Origin of the sequence: Paenibacillus taihuensis (assembly GCF_003386535.1) — a bacterium.
Classification (GTDB): domain Bacteria; phylum Bacillota; class Bacilli; order Paenibacillales; family Paenibacillaceae; genus Paenibacillus_Z; species Paenibacillus_Z taihuensis.
Genome location: NZ_QTTN01000020.1, coordinates 18959 through 43761, shown reverse-complemented (window position 1 = coordinate 43761; position 24803 = coordinate 18959). Strand labels below are relative to the sequence as shown.

The 24803-nt window shown below is 52.0% G+C and carries 25 protein-coding genes; 17 read left to right on the top strand and 8 right to left on the bottom strand.

Annotated elements, in window-relative coordinates; translation table 11 throughout:
* Positions 1–41 precede the first annotated feature (41 nt).
* Positions 42–407: an MmcQ/YjbR family DNA-binding protein gene (locus A8990_RS17040; protein WP_245996065.1), complete on the top strand. Its 366-nt coding sequence runs from the start codon at positions 42–44 to the stop codon at positions 405–407.
* 89 nt (positions 408–496) lie between these two features.
* Here the strand turns inward: A8990_RS17040 and A8990_RS17035 are convergent, their stop codons facing one another.
* A complete protein-coding gene (locus A8990_RS17035; RefSeq protein WP_116190253.1) occupies positions 497–721 on the bottom strand; it encodes a hypothetical protein in 225 nt (74 codons plus the stop codon).
* 322 nt (positions 722–1043) lie between these two features.
* Between A8990_RS17035 and A8990_RS17030 the strand changes: the two genes are divergently transcribed.
* Complete coding sequence (locus A8990_RS17030) at positions 1044–1520, top strand: hypothetical protein (protein WP_116190252.1); 477 nt, start codon at positions 1044–1046, stop codon at positions 1518–1520.
* Between the two features lie 344 nt (positions 1521–1864).
* On the opposite strand, the gene A8990_RS17025 is transcribed toward A8990_RS17030, so the two are convergent.
* Entirely contained in the window at positions 1865–2809 is a 945-nt protein-coding gene (locus tag A8990_RS17025; RefSeq protein WP_116190251.1) for a VanW family protein, read from the bottom strand.
* Between the two features lie 109 nt (positions 2810–2918).
* Positions 2919–3146: a VanZ family protein gene (locus tag A8990_RS17020; protein ID WP_116190250.1), complete on the bottom strand. Its 228-nt coding sequence runs from the start codon at positions 3144–3146 to the stop codon at positions 2919–2921.
* An 84-nt stretch (positions 3147–3230) separates the two neighbouring features.
* On the opposite strand from A8990_RS17020, the gene A8990_RS17015 reads away from it, so the two are divergent.
* Entirely contained in the window at positions 3231–4148 is a 918-nt protein-coding gene (locus tag A8990_RS17015) for a helix-turn-helix transcriptional regulator (RefSeq protein WP_116190249.1), read from the top strand.
* 891 nt (positions 4149–5039) lie between these two features.
* On the opposite strand, the gene A8990_RS17010 is transcribed toward A8990_RS17015, so the two are convergent.
* The 5 genes from A8990_RS17010 to A8990_RS16990 all read right to left on the bottom strand — a co-directional run bounded on the left by A8990_RS17010 (position 5040) and on the right by A8990_RS16990 (position 7310).
* Positions 5040–5246, bottom strand: coding sequence for a hypothetical protein (locus A8990_RS17010; protein ID WP_116190248.1), 207 nt, complete (start codon positions 5244–5246; stop codon positions 5040–5042).
* Complete coding sequence (locus tag A8990_RS17005) at positions 5243–5512, bottom strand: hypothetical protein (protein WP_116190247.1); 270 nt, start codon at positions 5510–5512, stop codon at positions 5243–5245. The genes A8990_RS17010 and A8990_RS17005 overlap by 4 nt, the downstream gene beginning before the upstream one ends.
* 390 nt (positions 5513–5902) lie before the next feature.
* Positions 5903–6610, bottom strand: a complete 708-nt coding sequence (locus A8990_RS17000; RefSeq protein ID WP_116190246.1) for a DUF4386 domain-containing protein — start codon at positions 6608–6610, stop codon at positions 5903–5905.
* A 30-nt stretch (positions 6611–6640) separates the two neighbouring features.
* The gene (locus A8990_RS16995; protein ID WP_116190245.1) at positions 6641–6862 is read right to left on the bottom strand and encodes a helix-turn-helix transcriptional regulator; all 222 of its coding nucleotides are present in this window, start codon (positions 6860–6862) and stop codon (positions 6641–6643) included.
* Between the two features lies 1 nt (position 6863).
* A complete protein-coding gene (locus A8990_RS16990) occupies positions 6864–7310 on the bottom strand; it encodes a hypothetical protein (protein WP_116190244.1) in 447 nt (148 codons plus the stop codon).
* A gap of 198 nt (positions 7311–7508) precedes the next feature.
* On the opposite strand from A8990_RS16990, the gene A8990_RS16985 reads away from it, so the two are divergent.
* The 14 genes from A8990_RS16985 (at position 7509) to A8990_RS16920 (ending at position 24733) form a co-directional block, all read left to right on the top strand.
* Entirely contained in the window at positions 7509–7814 is a 306-nt protein-coding gene (locus A8990_RS16985; RefSeq protein WP_116190243.1) for an ArsR/SmtB family transcription factor, read from the top strand.
* Between the two features lie 19 nt (positions 7815–7833).
* Positions 7834–8868: a cation diffusion facilitator family transporter gene (locus tag A8990_RS16980; RefSeq protein ID WP_116190242.1), complete on the top strand. Its 1035-nt coding sequence runs from the start codon at positions 7834–7836 to the stop codon at positions 8866–8868.
* A 57-nt stretch (positions 8869–8925) separates the two neighbouring features.
* Positions 8926–9276 carry a hypothetical protein gene (locus tag A8990_RS16975; RefSeq protein ID WP_116190241.1) on the top strand — a complete coding sequence of 117 codons (351 nt, stop codon included), beginning with the start codon at positions 8926–8928 and terminating at the stop codon, positions 9274–9276.
* A gap of 115 nt (positions 9277–9391) precedes the next feature.
* Complete coding sequence (locus A8990_RS16970) at positions 9392–10636, top strand: amidohydrolase (protein WP_116190240.1); 1245 nt, start codon at positions 9392–9394, stop codon at positions 10634–10636.
* A gap of 33 nt (positions 10637–10669) precedes the next feature.
* Positions 10670–11107: a hypothetical protein gene (locus A8990_RS16965; RefSeq protein ID WP_116190239.1), complete on the top strand. Its 438-nt coding sequence runs from the start codon at positions 10670–10672 to the stop codon at positions 11105–11107.
* A 101-nt stretch (positions 11108–11208) separates the two neighbouring features.
* Positions 11209–12843, top strand: coding sequence for a putative bifunctional diguanylate cyclase/phosphodiesterase (locus A8990_RS16960; RefSeq protein WP_116190238.1), 1635 nt, complete (start codon positions 11209–11211; stop codon positions 12841–12843).
* A gap of 140 nt (positions 12844–12983) precedes the next feature.
* Positions 12984–13682: an NAD-dependent epimerase/dehydratase family protein gene (locus tag A8990_RS16955; protein WP_181909630.1), complete on the top strand. Its 699-nt coding sequence runs from the start codon at positions 12984–12986 to the stop codon at positions 13680–13682.
* A 92-nt stretch (positions 13683–13774) separates the two neighbouring features.
* Positions 13775–14212 carry a GNAT family N-acetyltransferase gene (locus A8990_RS16950; RefSeq protein ID WP_116190236.1) on the top strand — a complete coding sequence of 146 codons (438 nt, stop codon included), beginning with the start codon at positions 13775–13777 and terminating at the stop codon, positions 14210–14212.
* Between the two features lie 950 nt (positions 14213–15162).
* Positions 15163–17619, top strand: a complete 2457-nt coding sequence (locus tag A8990_RS16945; protein ID WP_116190235.1) for a glycoside hydrolase family 38 N-terminal domain-containing protein — start codon at positions 15163–15165, stop codon at positions 17617–17619.
* 144 nt (positions 17620–17763) lie between these two features.
* Entirely contained in the window at positions 17764–19287 is a 1524-nt protein-coding gene (locus A8990_RS16940) for a response regulator transcription factor (RefSeq protein ID WP_181909629.1), read from the top strand.
* 99 nt (positions 19288–19386) lie between these two features.
* A complete protein-coding gene (locus tag A8990_RS16935; protein WP_181909628.1) occupies positions 19387–21102 on the top strand; it encodes an extracellular solute-binding protein in 1716 nt (571 codons plus the stop codon).
* 80 nt (positions 21103–21182) lie between these two features.
* Positions 21183–22073, top strand: a complete 891-nt coding sequence (locus A8990_RS16930; RefSeq protein ID WP_116190232.1) for an ABC transporter permease — start codon at positions 21183–21185, stop codon at positions 22071–22073.
* A gap of 12 nt (positions 22074–22085) precedes the next feature.
* Entirely contained in the window at positions 22086–22967 is an 882-nt protein-coding gene (locus A8990_RS16925; protein ID WP_116190231.1) for a carbohydrate ABC transporter permease, read from the top strand.
* Between the two features lie 116 nt (positions 22968–23083).
* Complete coding sequence (locus A8990_RS16920) at positions 23084–24733, top strand: sensor histidine kinase (protein WP_116190230.1); 1650 nt, start codon at positions 23084–23086, stop codon at positions 24731–24733.
* The last annotated feature ends 70 nt before the right edge of the window (positions 24734–24803 follow it).

Here is a 24803-nt window from a genome sequence, read left to right as displayed (position 1 = left end):
GCATGAGGAATATCAAGGCGCACTAAAGGAGGCAGCTGCGAATGTCACATCCAATGGGAATGCAAACCGATAAAGGGAAAGAAATGCTGAAGCAGGTGCGCCGCATCTGCGGGGCGTTGCCCGAGGTGACGGAGCTTATCGACGGGCATGGTCATACGACGTTTAAAGTGAAGGATAAGTCGTTCCTCTTGATGAGCGACTACGGAATGACGTTCAAGTCCGATCTGGAGACGCAAGAGGTGCTGGTTCAGGATGGACGCTTCCACCGGCCACCATATATTGGCCATCGCGGCTGGGTTGGCATCCATGAGCCGAAGGATTGGGCGGAGATGGCGACCTTGCTGAAGGAAGCGTACTTGCGCGCCGCGCCGAAGCGGCTGGTGAAGCAGGTTCTGGAGGCGGAGTAGAGGGAGAATGCGAAAAAAGTGGCAGATCACGACTTGAGTTCAAGTCATGGTCTGCCACGTTTTTTTAAAGCCTATTGTGCCCGCGTCAATTAAATGGCTTTCGCTTGATCAGGATTAGGGGCAATAACCTCTTCAGGCGGCAGATCTACATCGAAGAACAAATCGTTCAGCGAGCTTACAGTGCCGTCTTTCTCCACCTGAAACAAATCCAGTTTCTCGCCATTTATCGTAAACTCAATACAGCAGTTCCAGCAATAGTACTGCTGTTTTCCGATCTTGCCGATATCATTCGAGTTACAGTTCAAACATTTCATATCACGTATCCTCCTATAATAGTATATCTATCAACAGCCTGTCCGTTTGTATGGTAGATTATACGGTTGTGCTTTCCGCGTGGTTGCATTCGCCTTGCAATTGTCGCCCCGTTGTCATAATTAAAAAAGAGACCCGCAGCTTCGGGCTGCGGGGTCTAAGGTATATTTAATAAAGGGGGTTGAGTCTTATTATAGACGCCCTTTATTAAACCAAGATGAAGCTAATGTGTCAATCGTGTTACAATCATCGATCAAGAAGCGAGCGACATTCTAAAGCCAATAGTTTAAGTAATGGGAGTCAATGTTTGACTAGGGGGTAAAGATGAAACGAACTGCGTTAGTACAGATAAGAGTAAATAACGATATTTCTAAAAAAATTTATGGTCAATTTCTTGATGAAGTCGACAAAATTACAGTTTTGCCAACTGGCTTAGAAGTCACAACAGATGTAGCAACAACTGGGTTTATTGAATTATTGCGGCTTTTGGAAACAGAGCATATCAATCATAGTGTTATTGAATCAAGAGAGTACACAAAACAAGAATTGAAGGAAGCTGCGTTTTTTCATGTAGGCGTTCTCTATCCATGGGAGCATGATGTTCTCAAGGATGCAGAATATCATGGGACAAAGTACATTAAGAATCCTCGCTGTGAGCGCTGTGGTAAAGTTCAGGCTTCTAAATTGATGCTGGACGTGAAGAAGATTGGTAAACGCCACTTTGTTCACATTAGACCTGAACTAATAATTACCGAGTACGCGAAGGGGGTAATTGAGAGCAATCAACTTAGTTGGCTATGAGATTCTTCCAGCTAGTGATTATAAGAATCGGGATGTGGTCAGTTGGTGATAAAAAAAATCTTACCACCTTTTGGGCATCAGGTTCGCTGTGAACCATATGAGCATTATGCTGCAAGTGATTGTGAAACCTGCAGCTTGAAAGGTTTTCCTCGTTCTGAATTTGTTTATAGCAAGAAAGATATGGAACATTTCCAGGACTTTAATTTGACTTTTGAATACTTAAACGCTTATCAAAGTTACATAAGAATTATTCCGCTGTATGCGTGTATGTCCGCTAACGATGAAACAACAACGGAGCCATGCGGGTTTACAGGCTCCGTTTTGGTGAAAAGTAACATCCAACTTCAGTGCAAAGGAATAATGATCTCGTTCTCTTCTGACGACGCAGAGATTTCCTCTGGCAGATGTCCGAATATCATACCAGGTACATGGCGCGGCTTGTACTCGATGACGTCCGAGGAATAGATGGAAACGAACAATTTCCCGGGAACTACCTGAGCTCGTATCAGGATCGGCTGATTATAGCGATTCTGAAAGGCGAAGTCAGGACCGTCCCAGCTAACCGTAGCATCGCGCCCCGGTCTTACGTACGGTACGTTTCGGCTGTGCGAGTAACGCTTTACGATATGGAGACCCGCACGGTCGGTCGCATTGAACAAGGTAGATGAGACTTGGCAAATCCCGCCGCCGATCCCCTCCGATAGCTCACCTCTTACGATGACCGGTGCATCCAGATAGCCTTTTTCTCTTGTGCGCTGCCCGACAACTTTATTGAAAGAGAACGTCTCTCCAGGGAAGATGACCGTATTATTAATCGCTTTTGCAGCTAGAAGGATGTTATGCGAACGGTTCTTGTTACGGGTGTTGAAGTAGGTCGCATATTGACCGATCGGTCTTTCCTTGATGTTCGCCAGCAACTCGCGGTCTACACGCGGATAGACATTGGCCAGCGGCATATCAACTGTCGACGAGCCTGTACCGTAGAAGAATTCGAAAAACTGTTCGGTGAACGCCTTCACATGGAGTCGGTGACCAAGCTCTTCGGGTTTAATCCCGCCGTAATCATTAATGACCGCGTTCCGAGGGGCTTCGAAGCTTTGTTGGTCCAGTTTTTTGACAAGCCGATCGAATTTATCCAAATCCACCATCGTGAATCCGGGCGAAGCATAATCGGCACGGTTGATGTCGACAAGGGATTGACCATCATGCGTCACGGTTAAATGCTCGGCATGATCGCCCAGCTCCTGCTGGAGCAGCCAAAGTATCCCCGTCATCCAGAGCCACTTCATAAGCTGTCCTCGATATATGGTGTGAAGTTTGCTGAAGTACCTTTCATCCTGTAACTTACCCCCATTTTTGGAGGTATTGTACCCGATATGCTTACGAAATATGCTGCCGTTAAGCGAACATACGGATCATGGCGTCATTAAGATCAAAACTGCCGAGCAAGGTTAATGCCTGCGTCGTTTCAATTACGAGCATGGATAGGAAAAACAATGTAATAAATCGAGCAAAGCTGATCCGGTATAACCATGGAAGCAAAAAGCCGAAAGGAATGAAGGCTGCAATATTGCCCAAATCCACAACGTTCATTAGAGTAGAGTTAATAAAGGTGTATTCGGTCATATGTTCTACATGATTCAACCTGCCCAAACCGAGAAAAAATGAAATAAAAATACTTGGACTCCATTCCTTGAGGAGGTGATTGGCGTGAAACTGGAAAGATTAATATCCATTACCTACATGCTGCTGAATCATGAAGTGGTATCTGCATCGGAATTGTCTTGCAAATACGGTGTTTCGCAACGAACGATCTACAGAGACATCGAGGCCATCTGTGCTGCAGGCATTCCCATTGTATCGTATCAAGGCGCAAACGGCGGTTATGGAATAATGAAGGAATACAAGATGGATAAGAGTCTGCTTAACTCTGACGACATTGCTTCTCTCATTACCCTGCTCAACAGTACAACAACCGTGTTCGACGATGAACGGGCCCATGATACGATACAGCGACTGAAGACCGTCCAGACGGACAACAACAGAGCGCCGAGCCTGACTATGGATCTTGGCAGCTGGAGATCGTATACTACTCATCTGCGGACGCTTCACTCCGCCATTAATGCTCGTCAGCTTGTCCGCTTTCATTATATGAATGCCAAGGACGAACGTCAGGACCGAGTTGTCGAACCGGTGAGTCTCTTGCTCAAATATGACTCTTGGTACTTGTATGGCTACTGCCGCTCTCGGGACGACTATCGCGTATTCAAGCTAACGAGAATGTCTGAGCTGACGGCTTTACCGGAATTGTTCGAGCGCCATCATAACATACATACCGAGGATATTTTCACCGGAGGCGGCGAGAGTCACGAGTATACAGAACATGCCGTTATTCATTTTGCGGCGGGTACGCTTGCTAAGGTGCTGGATGAATTTTATATGGATGAGAAGCAGTTTAATGAAGACGGCACGCTTACGTTAACGATAGTGAAGAGGATCGATACGGACTGGCTTATTGAGAAGATGCTCAGTTTTGGCGAGGACGCAGTCGTACTCGAACCCCCAGTGCTCAGGCAAAGGATAAGAGATAAAATTGGAAAAATGATGAACCGCTATGAAGAAGTGTGACACTATGCTGTCATACTTCTTTTTTTATAATGAACACGTTCGATCGATCACCATTTATCTTTAGAGGGACGTGATTCATTTGTTAAACCATCCTTACTTCTATGAAGAACAGATGAGACTGAACAATTGGGAGCTGAAAAAAGTCGACAAATATGCCTGGAAGTACATTCAGGTTGAGCCGAAGAGGCCTAAGCTGCCTCGATTTCTAATGCTATCTTTGCTGGTGTTGTTTCGGAAGGGGAGCTAGTGCTGACGCTAGGAATAGAAATCATGAGGAGAAATATCCCATAGGCACACCCTGGCGGCTCGGCTTCATTGGAAATTCTTAGTCCCATGCTGTTCGCATGCAAAATGGAAAGACCCCATACAGTAGCAAATAAAATAGTAGATATAGGATCCAGAATAGTAGAGCAAGCATGGGTATCCTCCTATTGAACGTTCAATCCTTACATTATCTACCACAATGAAAGTGTTGATAAGTACCAAGTTTGATTAGTGCCGACTCTCCCCAAACAATCTTCCCACTCCCTATGTACAAGCCCGAACCACGACGCAAACTTAACATAGTAATAGAGTAGAAGTCTACGAGGGGGGATTGCTATAGCTAGCCTTTTAAACCGTTTTCGGGGGAGATTTGTTGTGCTTAAGACGCTTTCTGCTGAAGAAATCGGAGGCAGAATCCTGAAAGTAAACAATGGTATCGTCGTATTAAGGACGCTGCTAGGGACAAAAATCTATATCCCAGTCAATAAAGTCATTGCTGTAATCACAAAATAATCATATTACAGTGCCGATGATATCCTGCATAGGATGCTTCGGCACTTTATTTTTACAACGGCTTTGACAAAGAACAAACGGTCCAGAGCCTCTGGACCGTTAATTACCAATAAACTAAGTCGTTCCGGCAGAAGCGCTGCCATTGAAGACGGCTGGACCGGACAGGACCAGGCTGAAAGGGCTGTCTGCACCGATGAACAGCGAGTACCTGATCTGTCCGGTTAAGACAGCAGCTGCCGGAGGGAAATCGGTAGCGGTTATACTGATTGGAAACAAGGATGAGTTCGGTTGAATATCGAATTGCTCCTGCCAAATCGTCACGCCTGTACCACAGGCGTTCCGTCTCCGCCGCGCTCCAGAAAAAGCGAGATGGTGCCGGATTCGGGAGTTTCGGCAGTAGGCGGTGCAAAGTCAATGTTTGCCGTACCTACCAGCGACACGCGGACGTTATTTGTATTCAGCGGATTGGCAGCCACCACCTGAAGACCGATGTCTCCAATCAATAAAAGCAAAGTGGATAGCGGCTCCGATCCGCCGAAGCTGTTGTTGTGGATCGAGATTCGCTCGTCAAGAATTTGAATAGCCATAAGAATCACCTCTTTCTCGTTTATAGCATTCTCTGAAAATAAACGGAAAGTGGGACTAGTCTTCTGTTGAATTAAGCAACGGAGCTGAAGATAATCACTCTTTGCATTGAGGGCTATAATGGATATTTCCATTGAAAAGAGAGGGGAAATGCGATTTTCTTGAGCTATATTGGAAAAATCCATTCATTTTCCCGTATCTAGTGCGAAATCAGCGGTTCTTAGCAAATATGAGTGGATAAATCCAACATAGCCTGCAAAAACGGCCCAATCGCTCGAAAATGAGTGGAAAAATCCATTATAGCGCCGAGCCGAGCGACTGCCGGGGACCTCGAGCTTTCAGCTACTGCCAGGGACCTCGCGGTTCTGCCGCCTGTACACCGACTTCTCCGCCTACATGGCCTTCTCCACCGTCATCGACGACAGCACTTTTCTGTTATAGCCTTTCGCAATCAGCCACACGGCGAGCGTCATTTCATTCGCGGCAACAGGCAGACAGAGGACAGCGCCCCAAACGGAAATTTGTTCAATGACGCCGAACATCTCCAGCAGGGCGGCGATAAACACGAGCGTCGCGCCTGTCATGCCCAAGATCGGAATAAACCGCGGGATAAGCCCGGTTCTGTAGAAAATATAGCTGTACATCATCGTGTTAATGCCGAGCATGAAGTTCGGTCCGAGCAGGAACGTCCAGTCGTGCACGGCTTTCAGCAATGTACCGGAAGCTTGATAGGTGGAAGCATCTGGCGAACCCGCCGCTACATACGCCTGGCTGATCGTCAGCAGCGACAGCATACTGATAATGCCAACCACGATGATCGCAGCCTCCATGAATCGGAAGCAAAGGTGACTGAGCGCGATGCTTTCGTTGTACCGTCGCAGGTACGGGAACAAGGTGACGGAAGTGCCGACCGCAGATATGACAAGGATGAGCTCCATCAACGCTCCCCATATGATCTGGTTCGCATGCGCGGCTCCGTTCACCAAGTAATCGGAGCCGCTGAGGAGCGGGTCGTACATTTTTAGGCCGATAATCGAAGAGATTGCCGCAAGGATGAAGAATACGCCAGTTGCTTTTGGTACATTAGCAGTTGGTTTCATAGTCCACTTACCTCCATTATCTTGATCTCATTACTCGACATGCTCCCCGTAATAGAAAACCTCTTCCAGTGGCAGCCCAAACGCATGCGCGATGCGAAAAGCAAGCTCGAGAGAAGGGGAGTAGTTGCCCTTTTCCAGCGCCACGATGGTCTGTCTTGTGACGCCCACCTTGTCAGCCAATTGCTGCTGAGTCATTTCGTTATGATTGAACCGTAGTCTGCGGATGTGATTGCCGACAAGATTTTTGGCCATATTAAACTCCTTTCCGGTAGTGATACAGTCTCGTCACGGAGCCGGTGACATCGGACAGGAAGCCTGCGACGATCATTATGACGAACATGTTCTGAACCGGCCCATCCATGACCAGCGAGCCCATCGCAAGAAGAAAGCCGAGAATGAAGACGAAGAAGCCGTTCCGATTCGATTTCAGCTCGATCAGTTTATCAAGCTCATCCGCGAACCTCGGTTCCTTCTCCCCGGTCGTCATCCGGAAGATGATGTTGAAAATAATGCTGATCACGATATGCGCAATGATGGACACGAGCATGAGGACGAGGACGAAAGCGCCCCAATAATGAAATGTCTCGTCCGTCGTAAGTCCCTCTGCTGGATAATTCGCATACTTGTAAGCACAATACAGCCCAAAAATCAGAATCGCTGCGACAATCGATACGATACTCTTCTTCTCTTGATAGGTCATACTGCTGTATACCCTCCCATTACTTCAAGTCAAGTCTTCTGAACAAAATGTATAATATACCAAACATAATGTCAAGTTAATTTTACAATTTGGATGGAAAATGGATGCAAGCCCAGGATTGACACATACTACGTAGATCGGCAATAATCTATATATGAGCATATGTTCATATTAGGATATCAAAGGAGGCGGGCACCGATGAAAGTGAGTGAGCATACATTTCTTACCGACGATAAAGTCGATTCGATATCGCAGATCTTCAAGGCGCTGGCAGACCCAACCCGCTTGAAAATCCTGTACTTACTGTCCCAAGAGGAGTGCGCAGTGAATCATATCGCCCAAGTGCTGGACATGTCGCAATCAGCGGTCTCGCATCAGCTTAGTTTCTTGCGCAATATTCGGCTGGTGAAGAAACGGCGAGAGGGCACGAATGTGTTCTACAGCTGCGACGATGAGCATGTCGTCTCGCTGCTGCATCAAGCGATTAATCACTGCGACCACTAAGTAGTAGGAGGCTAGCACGATGCGCGATCACAAGCAGAAGCAAGACCAGCGTCATGATCACGACCATGATCATGACCACGATCATTCTCACGACCGCAATCATTCAGAACATCAGCCTAAAAAACATAGTCATCACGGCCACCACCATCATCATGGCCACCATCATCACGATCACGACCATGGCAGGGAGGGCAACAAAACAGGGCTTGCCATTGCACTCATCATTACATTCGGCATTATGCTGCTCGAGTTCGTCGGCGGCTTCGTGACGAACAGCCTTGCGCTCCTGTCCGATTCCGGCCACATGCTGAGCGACGCCGGCGCGCTTGCGCTCAGCCTCCTGGCGCTGTGGCTGGCGGCGAAGCCTTCGACTGCCCGCAGAACGTTCGGCAACCATCGCTTTGAGATTCTCGCCGCGCTGTTCAACGGCGTCGCGCTCTTCGTCATCGCTGCTGTCATCGTCGTGGAAGCGATCAAGCGGCTGAACGATCCGCCGGCGGTCGCCAGCGGCTCGATGATGATCATCGCCGCGATTGGATTGCTCGCGAACCTCGGCAGCGCGTGGGCACTCATGCGTAAAGGCGATGTGAAGAACAACGTGAACCTGCGTGCTGCCTACCTGCATGTGCTCGGCGACGCGCTTGGCTCTATCGGCGCGATTCTCGCGGGTGCCGTCATGATGGCGTTCGGCTGGTATGCCGCCGATCCGATCATTTCCGTCCTTGTTGCGCTGCTCATTCTGAAGAGCGCATGGGGCATTATAACGCATACGCTGCACATCCTCATGGAGGGAACGCCGGATTCGATCGATCAGCAGGAAGTGCAGGAAGCGCTGCTTGCGATTGACGGTGTAACTGATATGCATGACCTGCATATATGGACGATTACTTCGGGCTTCGACGCCCTGAGCTGCCACCTGCAAATTGCGGACGGCAAAGACAGCCAGACGATTCTGCAGTCGGCGATTCATTTGCTCGCGAAACGATTTTCGATTGAGCATGCCACGATCCAGGTGGAGACGGCCGGCATCCAGCACGAGAAATTGAAATGCTAAAGGCTTGATCGGCGCTTCCTCTGCATAGACATGGAGTAGAGGGAGCGTGAGTATCAAGTGGATAATAAGATTGTGAAGCGGTATTACCAGCTGAAGAAGAAGCAGAAGGAGCTGGAGCAGGAGCTTTCGGAGCTGCGAAGCGAGATACTGAACCATTGTTCGTCGCAGGGCGTATCGGAGCTCGAGACATCGCGGTATTCCGTTAAGGTTGTTCATCAAGAGCGCAAAGAGTACGACGACGACAAGCTGTATGAAGCGATCCCGGATCTAGAGGTGTGGCGGTTGATCTCGAAGCCTGACTCCTCGAAGATCGCCTCTCTGGTCAAGCTGAACAAACTATCCGAAGAGAAAATTAAAGATACCTTCTCCGTTAAACAAGTTTCGCTGCTTCAAGTGGATAAGAAGTGAGATTTGTTCGGGGCTTAATGATATTAACCTAGCATCCAGGCGTAATTAAGCGTCTGGATTTGTTTTTCTTATGATAAAGTTAGAAGAACTGGAATTAATAAGGGGCGTTAAATAGATGAACCATAAATCATCGTACTGGCTGGAAAATGTAACCCTGGAGACGGGATTTCAAGTGGAGGCTGGGCGCGTAACGGCGACGGAAACTGCAACCGGGCATATCAAGATTGAGGGCGGCAAGGTCGCAGCCGTTACGTTCGAACCCATCGCTGCAGGGGATACGCTGCCGAAGCGGGATGCGAAGAGAGCGCTGCTGCTGCCGGCATTTCGAGAGGCGCATATCCATCTCGACAAGACGTACTACGGCCGGCCTTGGCAGGCGGTGAAGCCGGCTCGCAGCATATTCGATCGGATCGAAGAGGAGCGTCAGCTCTTGCCGCAGTTGCTGCCGACGGCAGCGGAGAAAGCTCGTGAGATTCTGGAGCTGCTGCTTCGGAACGGCTCGACTTCCGTACGCGGGCATGTCAATATCGAGCCGACGAGCGGCATGCGCGGTCTCGAGGCGGCGCAGCAGGCGCTTGCGGATTACGCGGACAGGCTGAGCTGCGAGCTTGTCGCGTTCCCGCAGCACGGGCTGCTGCTATCCGATTCGCGCCGCTTAGTGAAGCAAGCGATCGAGCTTGGCGCGACGCATGTCGGCGGGCTTGACCCGATTGCAGTCGATGGCGACATGGAGCGGTCGCTGCATGCGATGATGGACATCGCGACCGAAACCGGCGCTGGCATCGACATGCATTTGCACGAGCAGGGCTCGGCTGGTTATGCCATTATGAACCGGCTAGCCGATATGACTTTGGACGCCGGCTGGCAGGGCAAAGTGACCGTCAGTCATGCGTTCGGCTTTGCCGGCGGCACGCCGGCGGAGGCGGAGCGGCTGGCGGAACGGTTCGCGGAAGCGGGCATTTCGATCGCTTCTACGGTGCCGATCGGCCGGATGGTCATGCCGCTGCCGATGCTGCATAGCAAAGGCGTCAAGGTCGAGCTGGCGACAGACAGCCTGACGGACCACTGGTCGCCTTTTGGCAATGGAGATAACCTGGAGAAGGCTGGGCGCTTCGCGGAGCTGTATCATATGTCGGACGAGCTGTCGCTGTCGCGCGCGCTTCGGTTCATCACCGGCGGCGTGCTGCCGCTGAACGATGCCGGCGAACGTGTCTGGCCGGCTGTGGGCGACGACGCATCAGGCGTCCTCGTTCAAGCAAGCTGCTCGGCGGAGGCTGTTGCCCGGAGAGCGCCGAGAGTTGCGAGCTTGCATCAAGGCGTTGTGAGCTGGGGGCAGCTGTTTCTTTGCGATAATGCTTGACTAGAAATAAGGTAAATTTAGGGGAGGTTAACTTTGTTCAGACGAATAGGCTGTGTCTTAGGGGTAATCGTTATTTTCTTGCTGGCAGTTTCCTGCACGAATAAGGAGAAACAGGAGCTAATACTTGCTAAAAGTAGCTATGTCCGCTGGTATGAAGCTGATCAACTGCTCGAGGTATACACGGTTGTCGTGAATCAGTCGAATAAGGTGCAGCATATTCGTGGCAAAGTTGTGATGCTCTATCCTGGGCTAATCAAAGCTACTGGTATCGAACGACTGGAAGTGACAACAGACGATAGGCACGAGACACAGCCATTTACGGTAAATCCGAATGAGGAGATCGTGTTGCGGCAATCTATCCGCACGAACCTGCCCCTAACACAGAGGCTCTTGAAGAGCGGTGTCGCCATGGAACTCGGAACAGACGACATGGGCTTCCTTATTCCTATTCCATACGGGGAAATTCATTAAAAATCGACGTGCTAATAGAGAGGATATTCGCTCGCGTTTGCAGAATGTTTACAACAGCTTTACGAGTTGCAGGTGTTGACGCATAAGGAGCTGAACGTTGGATGCATAATCATGGCTTTCATCTGCACATTGGCCAGATGCTGGATGGAATTTCAGATACCGTCTTTATTATGAAAGTAGACGGTATGGAGCTAACCTACTACTATATAAACCGCGCGGCGACACGTTTGACGGGCATTACGATGGCAGAGGCGGGCAAAACCTTTTTCGAATTTTATGAGAAGAACGCTCCTATGGCGGACTATCTCTATCGAAAATATATCCGGGTGCTGACCGAGCGAACGGTCATCCGTTACGAAGACGGCGTTGTCATGCCGAACGGGACGATGAGCGGCGAGACGGTGCTGTCGCCTATTTATGATGAAACCGGCCATATTGCTTATATTTTCTCCATTACGAGGGACATTACCGATCGCAAGAATTACGAGAATTTGCTCATTCATTATGCCTATCACGATGATCTGTGTCTCTTGCATAATCGCAGATATTTGCTTGAGCAGCTGGGGAGTGCGGAGGCGCTGTTCCTGCTCGATCTCGATAGCTTCAAGAACATTAACGATACGTTCGGCCATGATGCCGGCGATGCCGTTCTCATCGAGGCGGCGACCCGTCTGCACGGGGCATTCGGTCCGGAGTATACGCTGGTGCGGCTTGGCGGCGATGAGTTCATCGTTGCGGCGAGCAAGCAGGTGAGTCCGGTAGAGACGGCGGTGCAGATCATGCAGCTGTTCCAGCCTCCTTTTGTCGTGTTGGAGCAGCAGCTTAAGCTGAGCGTTAGCGTGGGCGTCGCCGCCAGGCAGAACGATGAGGATATCCCGACACTGCTGAAGCAGGCGGACATTGCGCTCTATAAGGCAAAAGGCGCCGGCCGCAAAGGCTACCACATCTACGAATCGACGTCGAGGTATGCGCATGTCGAGAACTTCATCCATGAGCTCGCGCTTGCAAACGCGATTGAGCAGGAGGAGTTCGAGCTCTATTATCAGCTGATCTACAGCCCGCAGCAGGAACAGGTCGTTGGCGCGGAAGCGCTGCTGCGTTGGAACCGGGCAGGCGCAGGCGTTGTATCGCCGGCGGACTTCATCCCGATTACAGAGCAGACCGGACTCATCATCCCGATCGGCTATTGGGTCATTCAGAAGGCATGCCGCGACTGGCATCAGCTGACCCGGCATTACGGCAGCGGCTTTAAGGTGTCGGTGAATATTTCGAGCGTGCAGCTGTCGGAGCCGGATTTTGTAGAGCGTGTGATCGAGATCGCCCGAAATGAAGGGGTTCCCGCGCACGGCGTGGAGCTGGAGCTGACCGAAAGCTCGGTTATACATAATTTCCAGCAGGTGGAGCAGACGCTTGATCGGCTTCGTGCGGTCGGGTTTACGATTGCGCTCGACGACTTCGGCACGGGATACTCGTCGCTTAGCATGCTGACGTCGCTTCCGGTTGATAAGCTGAAGATCGACCGCTCGTTCATTCGCGATATGAATCAGTCGCTCTTCTCGGCCATGCTGATGATGGCGGCAGCGCTGGACATGAAGGTGATTGCCGAAGGTGTAGAGGATGCGGCGCAGTATCAGATGCTCAAAGAGATGAAATGCTGGGGCCTGCAAGGCTACTTGATCAACAAACCGATCGCCCTGGAACTTTTAGTGCAGCAGGCTATGCCACAAATGCAGTAAATCCAAGGAAGCGAATGCGTCCATGACGAAGCGGGTGCTTATAATCGGAGGAACGGGCCTGATCAGCACGGCGAGTACGAAACAGCTGCTAGCTCGTGGTGATATGGATGTGGCATTATAATCGCGGGAAGCGGTCTGGTGTGGCTGGCGTGAACACACTTCATGGCGACCGGACGGACTTTGCGCTGTTCGAGGCACAGATGGCGGAAGCGGGACCGTTCGACTGCGTCATTGATATGGCCTTGTTCCATGCTGATGAGGCGGAGAGCGCGATTCGTGCGTTCAGTGGGCGAACCTTGCACTACATCTACTGCAGCACTGTGGATGTGTACAGCAAGCAGGGCAACACTTATCCCGTTACGGAAGACGGGGAGCGGGATGCGAGTCCGTCTTTTCCGTATGCGTATAACAAGGTGCTGAGCGAAAATATTTTGCTTGCCGCGCATGATATCAGGCGGTTTCCGGTGACGATTATGAGGCCGGCGCAGACGTATGGCGGCAGCGGTACTGCGGTGCCGTCTGTAGCCGATGGCAATTACCAGATGAAGCGGCTGCGGGAAGGTCGGCCGATCATCGTACACGGTGATGGCATGTCCATCTGGGTGGCGTGCCACCGCGACGACGTGGCGCGCGCTTTCGTTGCGGCCATCGGCAATGAGCGGACATTCGGCAAGGCGTACAATGTGACGGGCGAAGAGTGGATGACGTACGACCAGTATTGGCGGACCATCGCCCAGGAGCTCGGCGCACAGGAGCCGGCGATCGTGCATATTCCGACGGATCTGCTCGGCAAGCTGCTGCCGAAGCGGGCGGAATGGTGCGTGGAGAATTTCCGCTAAATGAGATACCGCCGCTCCAGCGCCTACGATTCCGCATCCTAGTTGTGGTATAATGATCGCTCATGGAGACACGAAGCAAAGGTGGTAATGGAATGTTGATCGATATACATGCAAGGCTGGATGAGGAATCGATTCAGGAGCTGCTTGGCTGGTCGGTGTTTCCCGAGCCTGAGCATCTGGAGCGGGCGATCAGCTTGTACAAGAACGGCGGCGAGCATAAGCTGCTTGGCCTGGAGTCCGAAGATGAGGTTATCGGCTTGATCGGCTATCACCACGTGAACAGCGACACGATCGAGATTGACCATATTGCCGTCTCGTCTTCCGAACGCTACAAAGGCTACGGCAGAGGGCTCATTCTCGAGCTGCTGGAGCTGGAGAAGCCGAGCGTGCTCATCGCGGAAACGGATGAGGATGCGGTCGACTTCTACCGCAGCAGCCGCTTCACCGTCGAGAGCCTGGGGGCGAAATACCCCGGCACCGAGCGGTTCAAATGCACGTACTATGCGGACGATGAAGACGAGGACGCATAGAGAAGGTTGGAGAAAGGACTTCTCAGCTCGCGCTTGGCGAGGGGGAGGTCCTTTTTTTGTGATGGTTGGTTGTGGCCGGTTAGGCGGCGGCTCGACTCGCGAGATCAAAGAGAGGGAAAAGCCTCTCTCGCCGCCCGAGAACATGTTAATTGCCTACTGAGAGAGGAAAAAGCCAGCCTCTCTAGCGAGAAGAAAGCATTAGTGTGTGAGCTCAACTCGCCACCGCCCCGCCGCCCTCGCTTGCAATTATCGCCTCGTCGCCATAGCCCCACCGCCATCGCTTCATCACGACAGCCCCATCGCCCCACCAGCATCGCCGTCATCCCGCCACCCCGTCACCATCGCCTCAACGCAAATTCCCATCGCCACGGTCCAGACGCATCACCGTCCCCGGCAACGGAGCTACGACGGAGAGATATTAAGTCTGAGAGACGGAATTTCCTACTCTCAGCTGGCAACGCGTGCATTCTCGCTGCTGAGAGACTGAATATCCTACTCACGGCTCGGCGCGGGGGCTTCAACGGCGAGATATTAAGTCTGAGAGACGGAATATCCTACTCTCAGCGGGCAACACGTGCATTCTCGCTGCTGAGAGACTGAAAATCCTACTCTCAGTCCAGCGCGGGAGCTGCACCGGTGGGATCTACAGTCTGAGAGACGGATTTTTCTACTCTCAGCTGGCAAGTCGCGTATTTTCACAGTCTGAGAGACGGAAAATCCGACTCTCAGCTCAGCACAAGAGCTCCCGCGGCAAGCTAGGCCTGCTGCTCCAGCCTTGTCGCCTGGAGACGGGGCGATGGCGGCGAAGCCGCCTCCCCCAACAAAACAACCAAAAAAACTGGCATGTTTCGAAAGAAACCAATATAGGAACCCTTTTCTAGAGTTGATAGAATGTACATAACGTAAGGTTACAGCCATTCGATTATCGAGAACAAAGGGGACTAAATCGCATGCAGCCGATCGGCAAGAAGTGGAAAATTTACGTCATTCATCATTCTCACACGGACATCGGGTACACGGAACGCCAGGAGAAAATCGAGCAGTTCCACGTTGATTTCATACGCCAAGCTATCGCGATCTGCAACAGCTCGCATACCGAGGAGCATAAGGAGTGGGCTGGTTACAAGTGGACGTGCGAAACGTTCTGGGCGGTGGAGAAGTTTCTGGAGGAAGCGACCGAGTCCGAGCGTGAGCAATTCGTGGGCTGCCTGCGCAGAGGCGACATCGAGCTGTCCGGCACATACCTCAACATGACCGAACTCGCCAACTATGAGCTTCTCAGCGATATACTCTCCCGTGCGGGACTCTACGCGAAGCAGCACGGGCTGCAAGTGAAGTCGGCAATGACCGCCGACATTAATGGCTACAGCTGGGGCTACGCGCAGGCGATGGCGGATGCGGGCATCGAGAACTTGCTCTCCTGCGTGCACACGCATCACGGCATGTTCGCGCTCGGACGCAAGCAAATCCCGTTCTACTGGGAAACACCGAACGGGCAGCGAATTCTCGTCTGGAACGGCGAGCACTACATGCTCGGCAACGAGCTTGGCATTAACCCTGACGGCGCGCTCTCCTATACGATTAAGGACGAGACCCCAATCTGGGGCGTGCCGGACGATTACATGAAGCTGGCGGAGACGCGGATCTCACGCTACTTGAACCAGCTGCAGGCGGAGAGCTACCCGTATGATTTTATACTCGTAAACTGTATGGGACTGCTCCGTGACAACGCCGCGCCGAACGGCCGGATTATGAGCTTCATCCAAGAGTGGAACGAGAAGCACGGCGAGCAGGTTGAGATTGAAATGACGACGTTGAACCGCTACTTCGACCTCGTGCGAGCTCAAAGCGTGCCAATTGCAGTTCACAAAGGCGACTGGCCGGACTGGTGGTCCGACGGCGTCGCTTCGACGGCGATTCATACGCAGATTTTCCGCAATGCGCAGCGGACACTTAGCATGGTTGATCGGCTTGACCCGAATCGCCAAACCGTAAGCCAAACCGAAATCCGCGATGCCCAGCAGCAGCTCATGATGTACGCCGAGCATACGTGGGGCTATCATTCCTCGGTGCGGGAGCCGTGGCATCTAATGGTGCAGGAGCTTGGCCTGCGCAAGGAGGCCTATGCCGCGAACGGCAGCAGACTCGTGCATACAGCGCTCGATAAGGTCTTAAAAGCGCGCGGTGATGCACTATTAAAGCCGAATCGTCCTTTTACGTATAAAGTCATTAACTCCTTTAACTATCCTGTCGAGACGCTCGCTCACTTCTACATGGAAGACCAGTGGGAGCCTTCGTATTTCAAGCAGGGAATGGAGATTATCGACGAAACGACAGGCGGGGTCGTGCCTCATCAGCTGGAAGCGGTAAGCAAGGGCAACCAGATCGCGATCAGCATTACGCTGCAGGCGAACGAGGAGCGCCTCTTCTCGATCAGACCGGCGCAGCAGGACCAGACACGTACGACGAGCAGCACGCGGCTTCGCGGCAATGACGGCATCCACGACATTCCGAATCTGGTTCACCTCGGCGATGAGCAGCACCAGCAGAAACAAGAGCTGCAAATTAGCGAGAATACGATCGAATCGCCATTCGTACGCATCAAGTGGAAGACAGGCGAGGGCATCGTCAGCTGGCTGGACAAAGAATCCGGCAAGGAGCTGCTCGACCCTGAACGCGTGCATCAAGCGTTCACGCCTGTTTACGAAGTGACGCCGGCGGGCCGAATGGAGCAAATGGCGGACGTGCGCCGCATTATGGGCCGCAACCGCAAAGGGATCAACGTAGAGCGCTCTGCCGGCCAATTGACCGGCGTGAAGCATATTACGAACGGGCCGATCTATGGCATCGTCGAGCTCATTTATAAGCTGAATGGACTCAGCTACTTCTCCCTGTTCCTGAAAGTATTCCGCGGACAGCCGCGCGTCGAAGTCGCGGTGCGAATGCATAAGGACAGCGTCTGGGATCCGGAGAACGTGTACATCTCCTTGCCATTTACAAGCAATGAGGGCGAGCTCTGGTTCGAGAAAGCAGGGGCACTCATTAGACCTGGCGTCGATCAGCTGCCGGGCACAAGCCTCGACTTCTACTGCATCCAAGAGGGGCTCGCGGTCTTGTCGCCGGAGCGCGGTCTGCTTATTGCAACGCCGGATACGCCTCTCATGCAGACTGGCGAGCTTGCTTATGGCGAGCGCAAAGTTCAAGGGCAGCAGCAAGAAGGCGAGCGGCATCCGCTCTACGCATGGGCGCTCACGAACTATTGGGAGACGAACTTCAAAGCGACTTTAGGCGGGTTCTACGAGTTCCGCTACACGGTGGAGTGGGGCAGCCATATTGACTCGGCCGCAAGAGCGGTTCAAATTTGCCACAGCCTTAACTCGGAAATTATTTCCTTCCGCTCCAGATAGCTATGCAATGCACAGAAGGGGTGTTATCTTGAAATCTATGAGATAAGCCCTTTTTGCGCTGAACTCTAATCTCTAGTCTCTAGTCACTAATCTCTGAACGCTAGTGGGCTGAATCTTCTAAACCAAAACAAGGGAATGGATCGCATGTACCGGATTTTAATTGTGGATGATGAACGGATTGAACGGGAAGGCATACGGCATTTAATCCGCAAGCATAATCTGGAACTCGACATCATGACAGCGGAGAATGGCGAAGCGGCGCTTGAGGTCGTAAGGCAGCAGCCGGTCGATATTATTATTACGGATATTAAGATGCCGTTCATGGACGGCCTCGAGCTGTCGGAGAAGGTGAGCAGCCTGAATCCCGACATCGAGATGATTATATACAGCGCTTACAGCGATTTTGAATTCGCCCGCAGAGCGATGCGGACGAATGTAACGAACTATTTGCTCAAGCCGATCCAAATTCCGGAGTTTCTTGCCGCCATACAGACGGTAATCGCGAAGTGCCAAGCGAAGGAAGAAGCGCGGAGCCAAGCGAGCGAGCTGCTGGAAGGGTATAACCGCGGGCTTGTCTATGAGCGGGAAAAGCAGCTGATGGACGCATTGAACGGCACCTATTCCGCCGAGGGAGAGGAAGTGAGCAGCCATTCGTTCATACACCTGATGCTCGTCGACTGCGGCGGGCGGTATTTTGACAATGCCGAGTTTGTCGCCTTGCTTAGGGAGCCGATCCGTTACACCTACGACTATTTGAGTTTGAACGAGCACCAAAGCGTCTTCTTCTTGAACAGCCGAGAGCCGATCAGCAAGCAGGAACAGCTGGAGCTTGCGGAGGCAATGATTGCGCAGGCGTCGACCGTCTATCCGGCTCGGATTGGCATCGTTATTGGGCGGACAGTGAATCATCTGGGGCAGCTGCTGGATGTGTTCAACGAAATGGAGCAGACGCTCGAGCTTAAATTTTTCATGGATGGCAACCCGATTATGTTCACGGAGGATGCGCCTTCTGAGCAATCGTCCGCGGATGAGAGCGAGATCGAGTCGATTCGCAAGCAAGTTTACGACTATATCGACCGCGCTGACGTTCAAGGGGCGCAGTACAGCATCGAGATGCTGTTCTCCACGCTGCGCTCGAGAGGGAAGCTCTCTGTCATTTATACGAAATTCATCTGCTCGGAAGTGATGAAGCATGCCTATGCGAAGGCGGACAAGCAGCGCGTGGAGGACATTGCGGTCTATCTCGATCAGATCTTCAACATCAATTCGTTAACGGAGCTAAAGAGCTTGGTCAGCGCGATTATCGAACGTCTCATTCCTGCACAAGAGGAGGCGAAGGAGGAGTCTGCGAGCAAGCTCATTACGAGCATTAAGCGGCTTATCGATAAGGATTACAGCCAGGATCTGTCGCTGGAGAGCATTGCGGAGCATGTCCATTTGACGCCGAGCTACCTCAGTTTCCTATTCAAAAAGGAGACCGGGAAGAGCCTCGTTCGCTATATTACGCAGGTACGGATGGAGAAGGCAGTTGAGCTGCTGACGAATACGAATATGAAAATCATCGACATCAGCGAGACGCTCGGCTTCAGCAATTCCTCGTATTTTATTCAGATTTTCCGCAACTTTCATGGGGTTAGTCCGGCAAAATACCGCGAAAGCACATCGTAAAAATTTGATGCCCATTCTTAAAAATTTCGCATAGAGGGCGCGAGACATTGCTTGTTATGATGAACACGTAAACTTCAAAGGCGAAATTGGGGGATGAACATGAGAACAAAAGTATTAGGTATGGTCCTATGTGCATCAGTGGCTTTAAGCTTGACAGCCTGCGGCTCGAACAACTCAGACAACTCCAGCAACCAAGGGAACGCAGCCGGCAACAACGCGACATCATCGAATTCGAACAGTGCTTCCGCGAATTCGAATGCCGCGGAAACAAATACGGACAGCGCGGTTAAAGACGACGGTCCTTTCTCGAAGTACGACCAGACGGTTACCGTTTCACTCGGACGTCAAGGCGTATCCGGCAACAACCTGCCAGACGGTGATACGCTGGAGAACAATCAATATTTGAAATACGTAGAAGACCGGTTGAACGTGAAAGTGAACTATGATTTCTCGGTTGAAGATTTGGATGCGTACAACCAGAAGGTCAACCTGACAATTGCAAGCGGTGACATTCCGGACATTATGGTTGTCGACGAGCAGCAATTCAAACGCCTCGCGCAAGCGGGTCTGCTGGCAGACCTGACATCGGTTTATGAGAAGTACAGCTCCCCGCTTATCAAAGAGTATTACTCCTCGTATTCCGGCGACCGCGTTCTGAATACAGGACGTGTCGATGGCAAGCTGCTTGGTCTGCCGAACACGAATATCGACGGCAGCTACCAGCTGCTGTGGGTGCGCAAGGATTGGCTCGACAAGGTCGGCCTGCAGCTGCCGAAATCGCTTGACGATGTGAAGGCGATTGCGAAGGCGTTCAAGGAGCAAGATCCAGACGGCAACGGCAAGCCGGACACGGTCGGCCTGCTCGGCGACAAATCATTGGTGGGCGACGGCGGCTTCTTCACCTTCGACCCTGTGTTCAACTTGAACCATTCGTATCCGAAGAGCTGGTTCAAGGACGCAAGCGGCAACATCGTCTACGGCTCGACGACGCCAGAGACGAAGCAAGCTCTTGGACAGCTGAGCGAAATGTATAAGGATGGCTTGATCGATAAAGAGTTCCTCACTCGCAAGTGGGAGGACAATGCGGGTCTCGTATCCGGCGGCAAAGCAGGCATTCTGTTCGCGCCGTGGTTCGCGGGCTGGATGATTTCCGACAGCGTGAAGGCTGATCCGAATGCGGATTGGGTACCGATTGCAGCGCCGCTGGACAGCGACGGCAAGCGTAACGTCGTTCCTTCCGCGCCATCAGGCTCGTTCCTCGTTGTGAGCAAGGATGCCGAGCATCCGGAAGCAGCGCTGAAGATGCTGAGCGTGGAGTATGAAGGCATCCGCCTCATCGACCCGGCATCAGCCGAGCTGTACAAGGACAAAGGGGTAGGCTGGCTCAACTATCCGCTCAACCTGCAGCTTGACTTCCAGGATGCGCTTGCTCGTGACATTCCTGTCTACGAGAAAGTGATCAAGGACGGCGACACGGCGAACCTGCCGGCACGCCTCATTCCCCGCGTGAATTCGGTGCTGAAGAACAATAAAGATCCGAAGAAGGACATTCCGGCGTTCGCGGATTCCCTCGCGTTCTTCACTGCCGGCGCGGTTACGGGCGCGAAGGAAATTACGAAGGTCGAGCCGATCTTCTACGGCAAGACGGAGACGATGGTGAAGCGCGGCGCGAACCTCGACAAGCTGGAGAATGAGACGTTCCTGCGCATCATCACAGGCGCGGCACCGCTCGACGACTTCGACAAGTTCGTATCCACTTGGAAGAGCACAGGCGGTGACGCCATTGCGAAGGAAGTTGCAGACGCTGTGAAATAAGCCCTGCTATACAGGTGAAAGGGTATCACTCGCGAAGCCGCGAGCGATACCCTTCTTAATAAAGATTAGGTGGAGATAACATGTACAATCGAGCCTCTGTATGGAACTATCACCTGATGCTGCTGCCGGGCATCCTGTTCCTTATTATTTTCAGCATCGTGCCGATGTTCGGGGTCGTGATCGCGTTCCAGGATTACCAGCCAACGCTTGGCATCATGAAATCGCAATGGGTTGGCATGGAGAACTTCTCCTATATGCTCAGCCTGCCGGACAGCAGAATTATTCTGATCAATACCGTCGTTATCGCGCTTATGAAGATCCTCGCCGGACTGATCGTCCCGTTCCTCTTCGCACTGCTGCTGCATGAGGTCATCAGCGTGAAGTTTAAACGCGCCATTCAGACCATCGTTTATTTGCCGCATTTCATGTCATGGGTTATTCTCTCCGGGGTCATGATTAACATCTTGAGCCTAGACGGCATCATTAACCAAATCGTTCAGCTGTTTGGCTTCGAGCCAATTATGTTCCTGCAGAGCAACCACTGGTTCCGGCCGCTGGTTGTCGCCAGTGACGTGTGGAAGGAATTCGGATTCAGCACCGTTATCTATATCGCAGCGCTAACCTCGATCAATACGAATTTGTACGAAGCGGCCGCCATCGACGGCGCGAACCGGTTCCAGCGATTGAAGTACATCACGATTCCGAGCCTCATGCCGACGGTCATCCTGTTGGCGACGCTAGCTCTCGGCAACGTGCTGAACGCGGGCTTCGAGCAGATTTTGAACCTATACAATCCGATCGTCTATCAGACCGGAGACATTATCGATACGTATGTGTACCGGGCGGGTCTGCTCGAGACGCAGTACGGGCTTGCGACCGCAGTCGGGCTGCTGAAGTCCGTCGTAAGCTTCCTCTTGATCACGCTGTCTTACGCACTTGCTTCACGGTTCGCTAACTATCGTATTTTCTAGGAGAGATTGCTGATGATTCGAGGTAATAGCCGGAGCGTAGATGCACTCATCTACTGCTTGCTAACGCTGGTCGCGTTTATGTCGCTTGCGCCGATTCTTAATACGCTCGCTGTCTCGTTCAGCGGCAAAGTGGCGGCCATGTCAGGTCAAGTGTACTTCTGGCCCGTCGATTTCAACTTGAATGCCTATAGCCAGGTGCTGCATGACCGTTCGTTCTTCCGGTCCTTCGGCGTCTCGGTGGAGCGGGTGCTGCTGGGCGGGGCGATTAACTTTCTCATTACGGTACTGATGGCTTTCCCGCTGTCGAAGTCGGGTAAGCTGTTCCCGGGCCGCAATATTTATATGTGGTTTATTATCTTCTGCATGCTGTTCAGCGGCGGACTTATCCCTTGGTATATGACGATCAACAAGCTGCATCTGCTGGACAAAATTTGGGCGCTCGTGCTCCCGACGGCAGTTCCGGTGTTCAACGTCATCCTGCTCATGAACTTCTTCAAAGGCATTCCGAAGGAGCTCGAAGAGGCGGCGAATATGGACGGAGCTGGCGCATGGAAAACGCTGTTCACGATCTTCGTGCCTGTCTCGCTGCCTGCGCTTGCGGCGGTAACGCTGTTCTCGATCGTCGGCCATTGGAATGCGTTCTTCGACGGCATGATTCTGATGCAGCATAAGGAGCATTGGCCGCTGCAGACGTACATTCAGCAGCTCATCGTCGATATGAGCTCGTTGATGAACGCGACCGATGCCGAGGAAGTGAAGCGTCTGTCCAACATGTCGAGCCAGCTGCTGAATGCCGCGAAGGTGATGGTATCGATGGTGCCGATCATGCTGATCTATCCGTTCCTGCAAAAATATTTTGTCAGCGGCATCGTGCTTGGTGCGGTGAAGGAGTAGCTCAGGTTCAGTAACTCAGATTCAGCAGCTCGATTCGATCCTATCTTTCTCGAGCGGTTTCTACTATAATGATTCGGTAAAACCGGCAGAGAACGAGAACGGAGGCGGGGGCATCCATGAAGCTGAGCTGGCTCAGGAACTTGAGTATGAAGCGGAAGCTCTTCGTTTCTTACTTGGCGGTTATGATGATACCGCTTACGATACTTGGCGCTTATTCCTTCCAGCAATCGAAGCAGATGCAGGTGCAGCAGGCGCAGGTTGTTCTTCAGGATAGCCTGCAGAAGATGGAAGACAGCTTGAATTACAAGCTGCAGCGGTTTAATTCGGCCATTGAGCTCATTACGTTCAATCCGAATTTCAGCCGCATTTTTAACGATGAATATACCGATTATTACTCCATGTACACCGACTTAAGCGAGAACGTTGATCCGCTGCTGGACACGACGCTTATGCTTAATCACGATATTAAACGCATTATGATCTACACCGGCAACAACATTACGCAGCGCATCAATTCCATTATGCCGATTACGACGGTTGAGCATGAGTTCTGGTATGACGAAGTGATGAAGTCGTCGCAGACGAATTGGTATGTGCAGGACGGGCGGATATTTGGCGTTAGACGGATATTTGGCGACATTAATTATGATAAGCGGAATCTCGTCTACGTGGAGCTGAAGCCGGAATTCTTCACCTCGTTAACCGATACGAGCACCAAAGAATTCTCGATCATCGTTTCGGATGCGAAGCAGCAGGTGTTGTATGCGAATCCGAAGGTGGCACAGCTGCCGGCGGGTGGCGAGACGAATGGCGATGAGGTCGTGCTGTCGCAGCCATTGCGGGAAGCGAACTGGACGATTTCGCTGCTCTATTCCACGAAGGCGTTAACGATTAACCCTTGGAAAATCGTCCGTGCAACGATTGTAATCGAGAGCATCTGCTTCGTGGTCTTGTTCTTCATCATCTGGTTATTCACGCGGGGCTTCGTCGGCCGGATACATTCGCTCAATCAGAAGATGAGGCTCGTGGAGCAGGGAAAACTTACGGCGACGGGGACTGATATCGTTGTCCGGGACGAGATCGGGGAGCTGGAGCTGCGGTTCGGCAAAATGCTGAATAGTATCAATCTGCTCATCGAGGAAGGCTACAAGAACAAGATCAGCCAGAAGGAAGCGGAGCTGCGAGCGCTGCAGTCGCAGATTAACCCGCATTTTCTATACAATGCGCTGTCGGTCATTAACTGGAAGGCGATCGCGGCAGGCTCGGATGACATTAGCAATGTAGCCGGTTTGTTGTCAACGTTCTATCGGACCTCGCTCAATAAGGGCAAAGATATGATGTCCGTCAGGGACGAGCTGCTCAATACAAAGTCGTACATGGAGATGCAGCTCATTATGCACGATGACAACTTCGACGTCGTGTATCAGATTGACGATGAAGTGCTGGACTGCTACATGATAAAGCTGGTGCTGCAGCCGATTGTGGAGAATGCGATTGAGCATGGGATCGACCAGAAGCGAACGGGCAGAGGCGTCTTGCAGATTAGCGCATCGTTTGATGGCGGGACGATCGTGTTTATCGTGCAGGATAACGGTCCGGGCATGACGCGGGAGCTGGTGGACGAGGTGCTGGTGCAGCAGTCCAAGGGCTACGGGCTCTACAATGTGCAGGAGCGCATTCGAGTGCAGTACGGCAGCGGGTATGGCATCAGCATTAAAAGTGAGCTTGGCGAAGGAACCTGCGTGACGGTGAAGCTTCCAAAATAATTCTTATATAGGCCCCGCGGTCATTAGTGACTGCGGGGTTTTTGTTGTGCGCGCGGTTTGGCGCATCGAT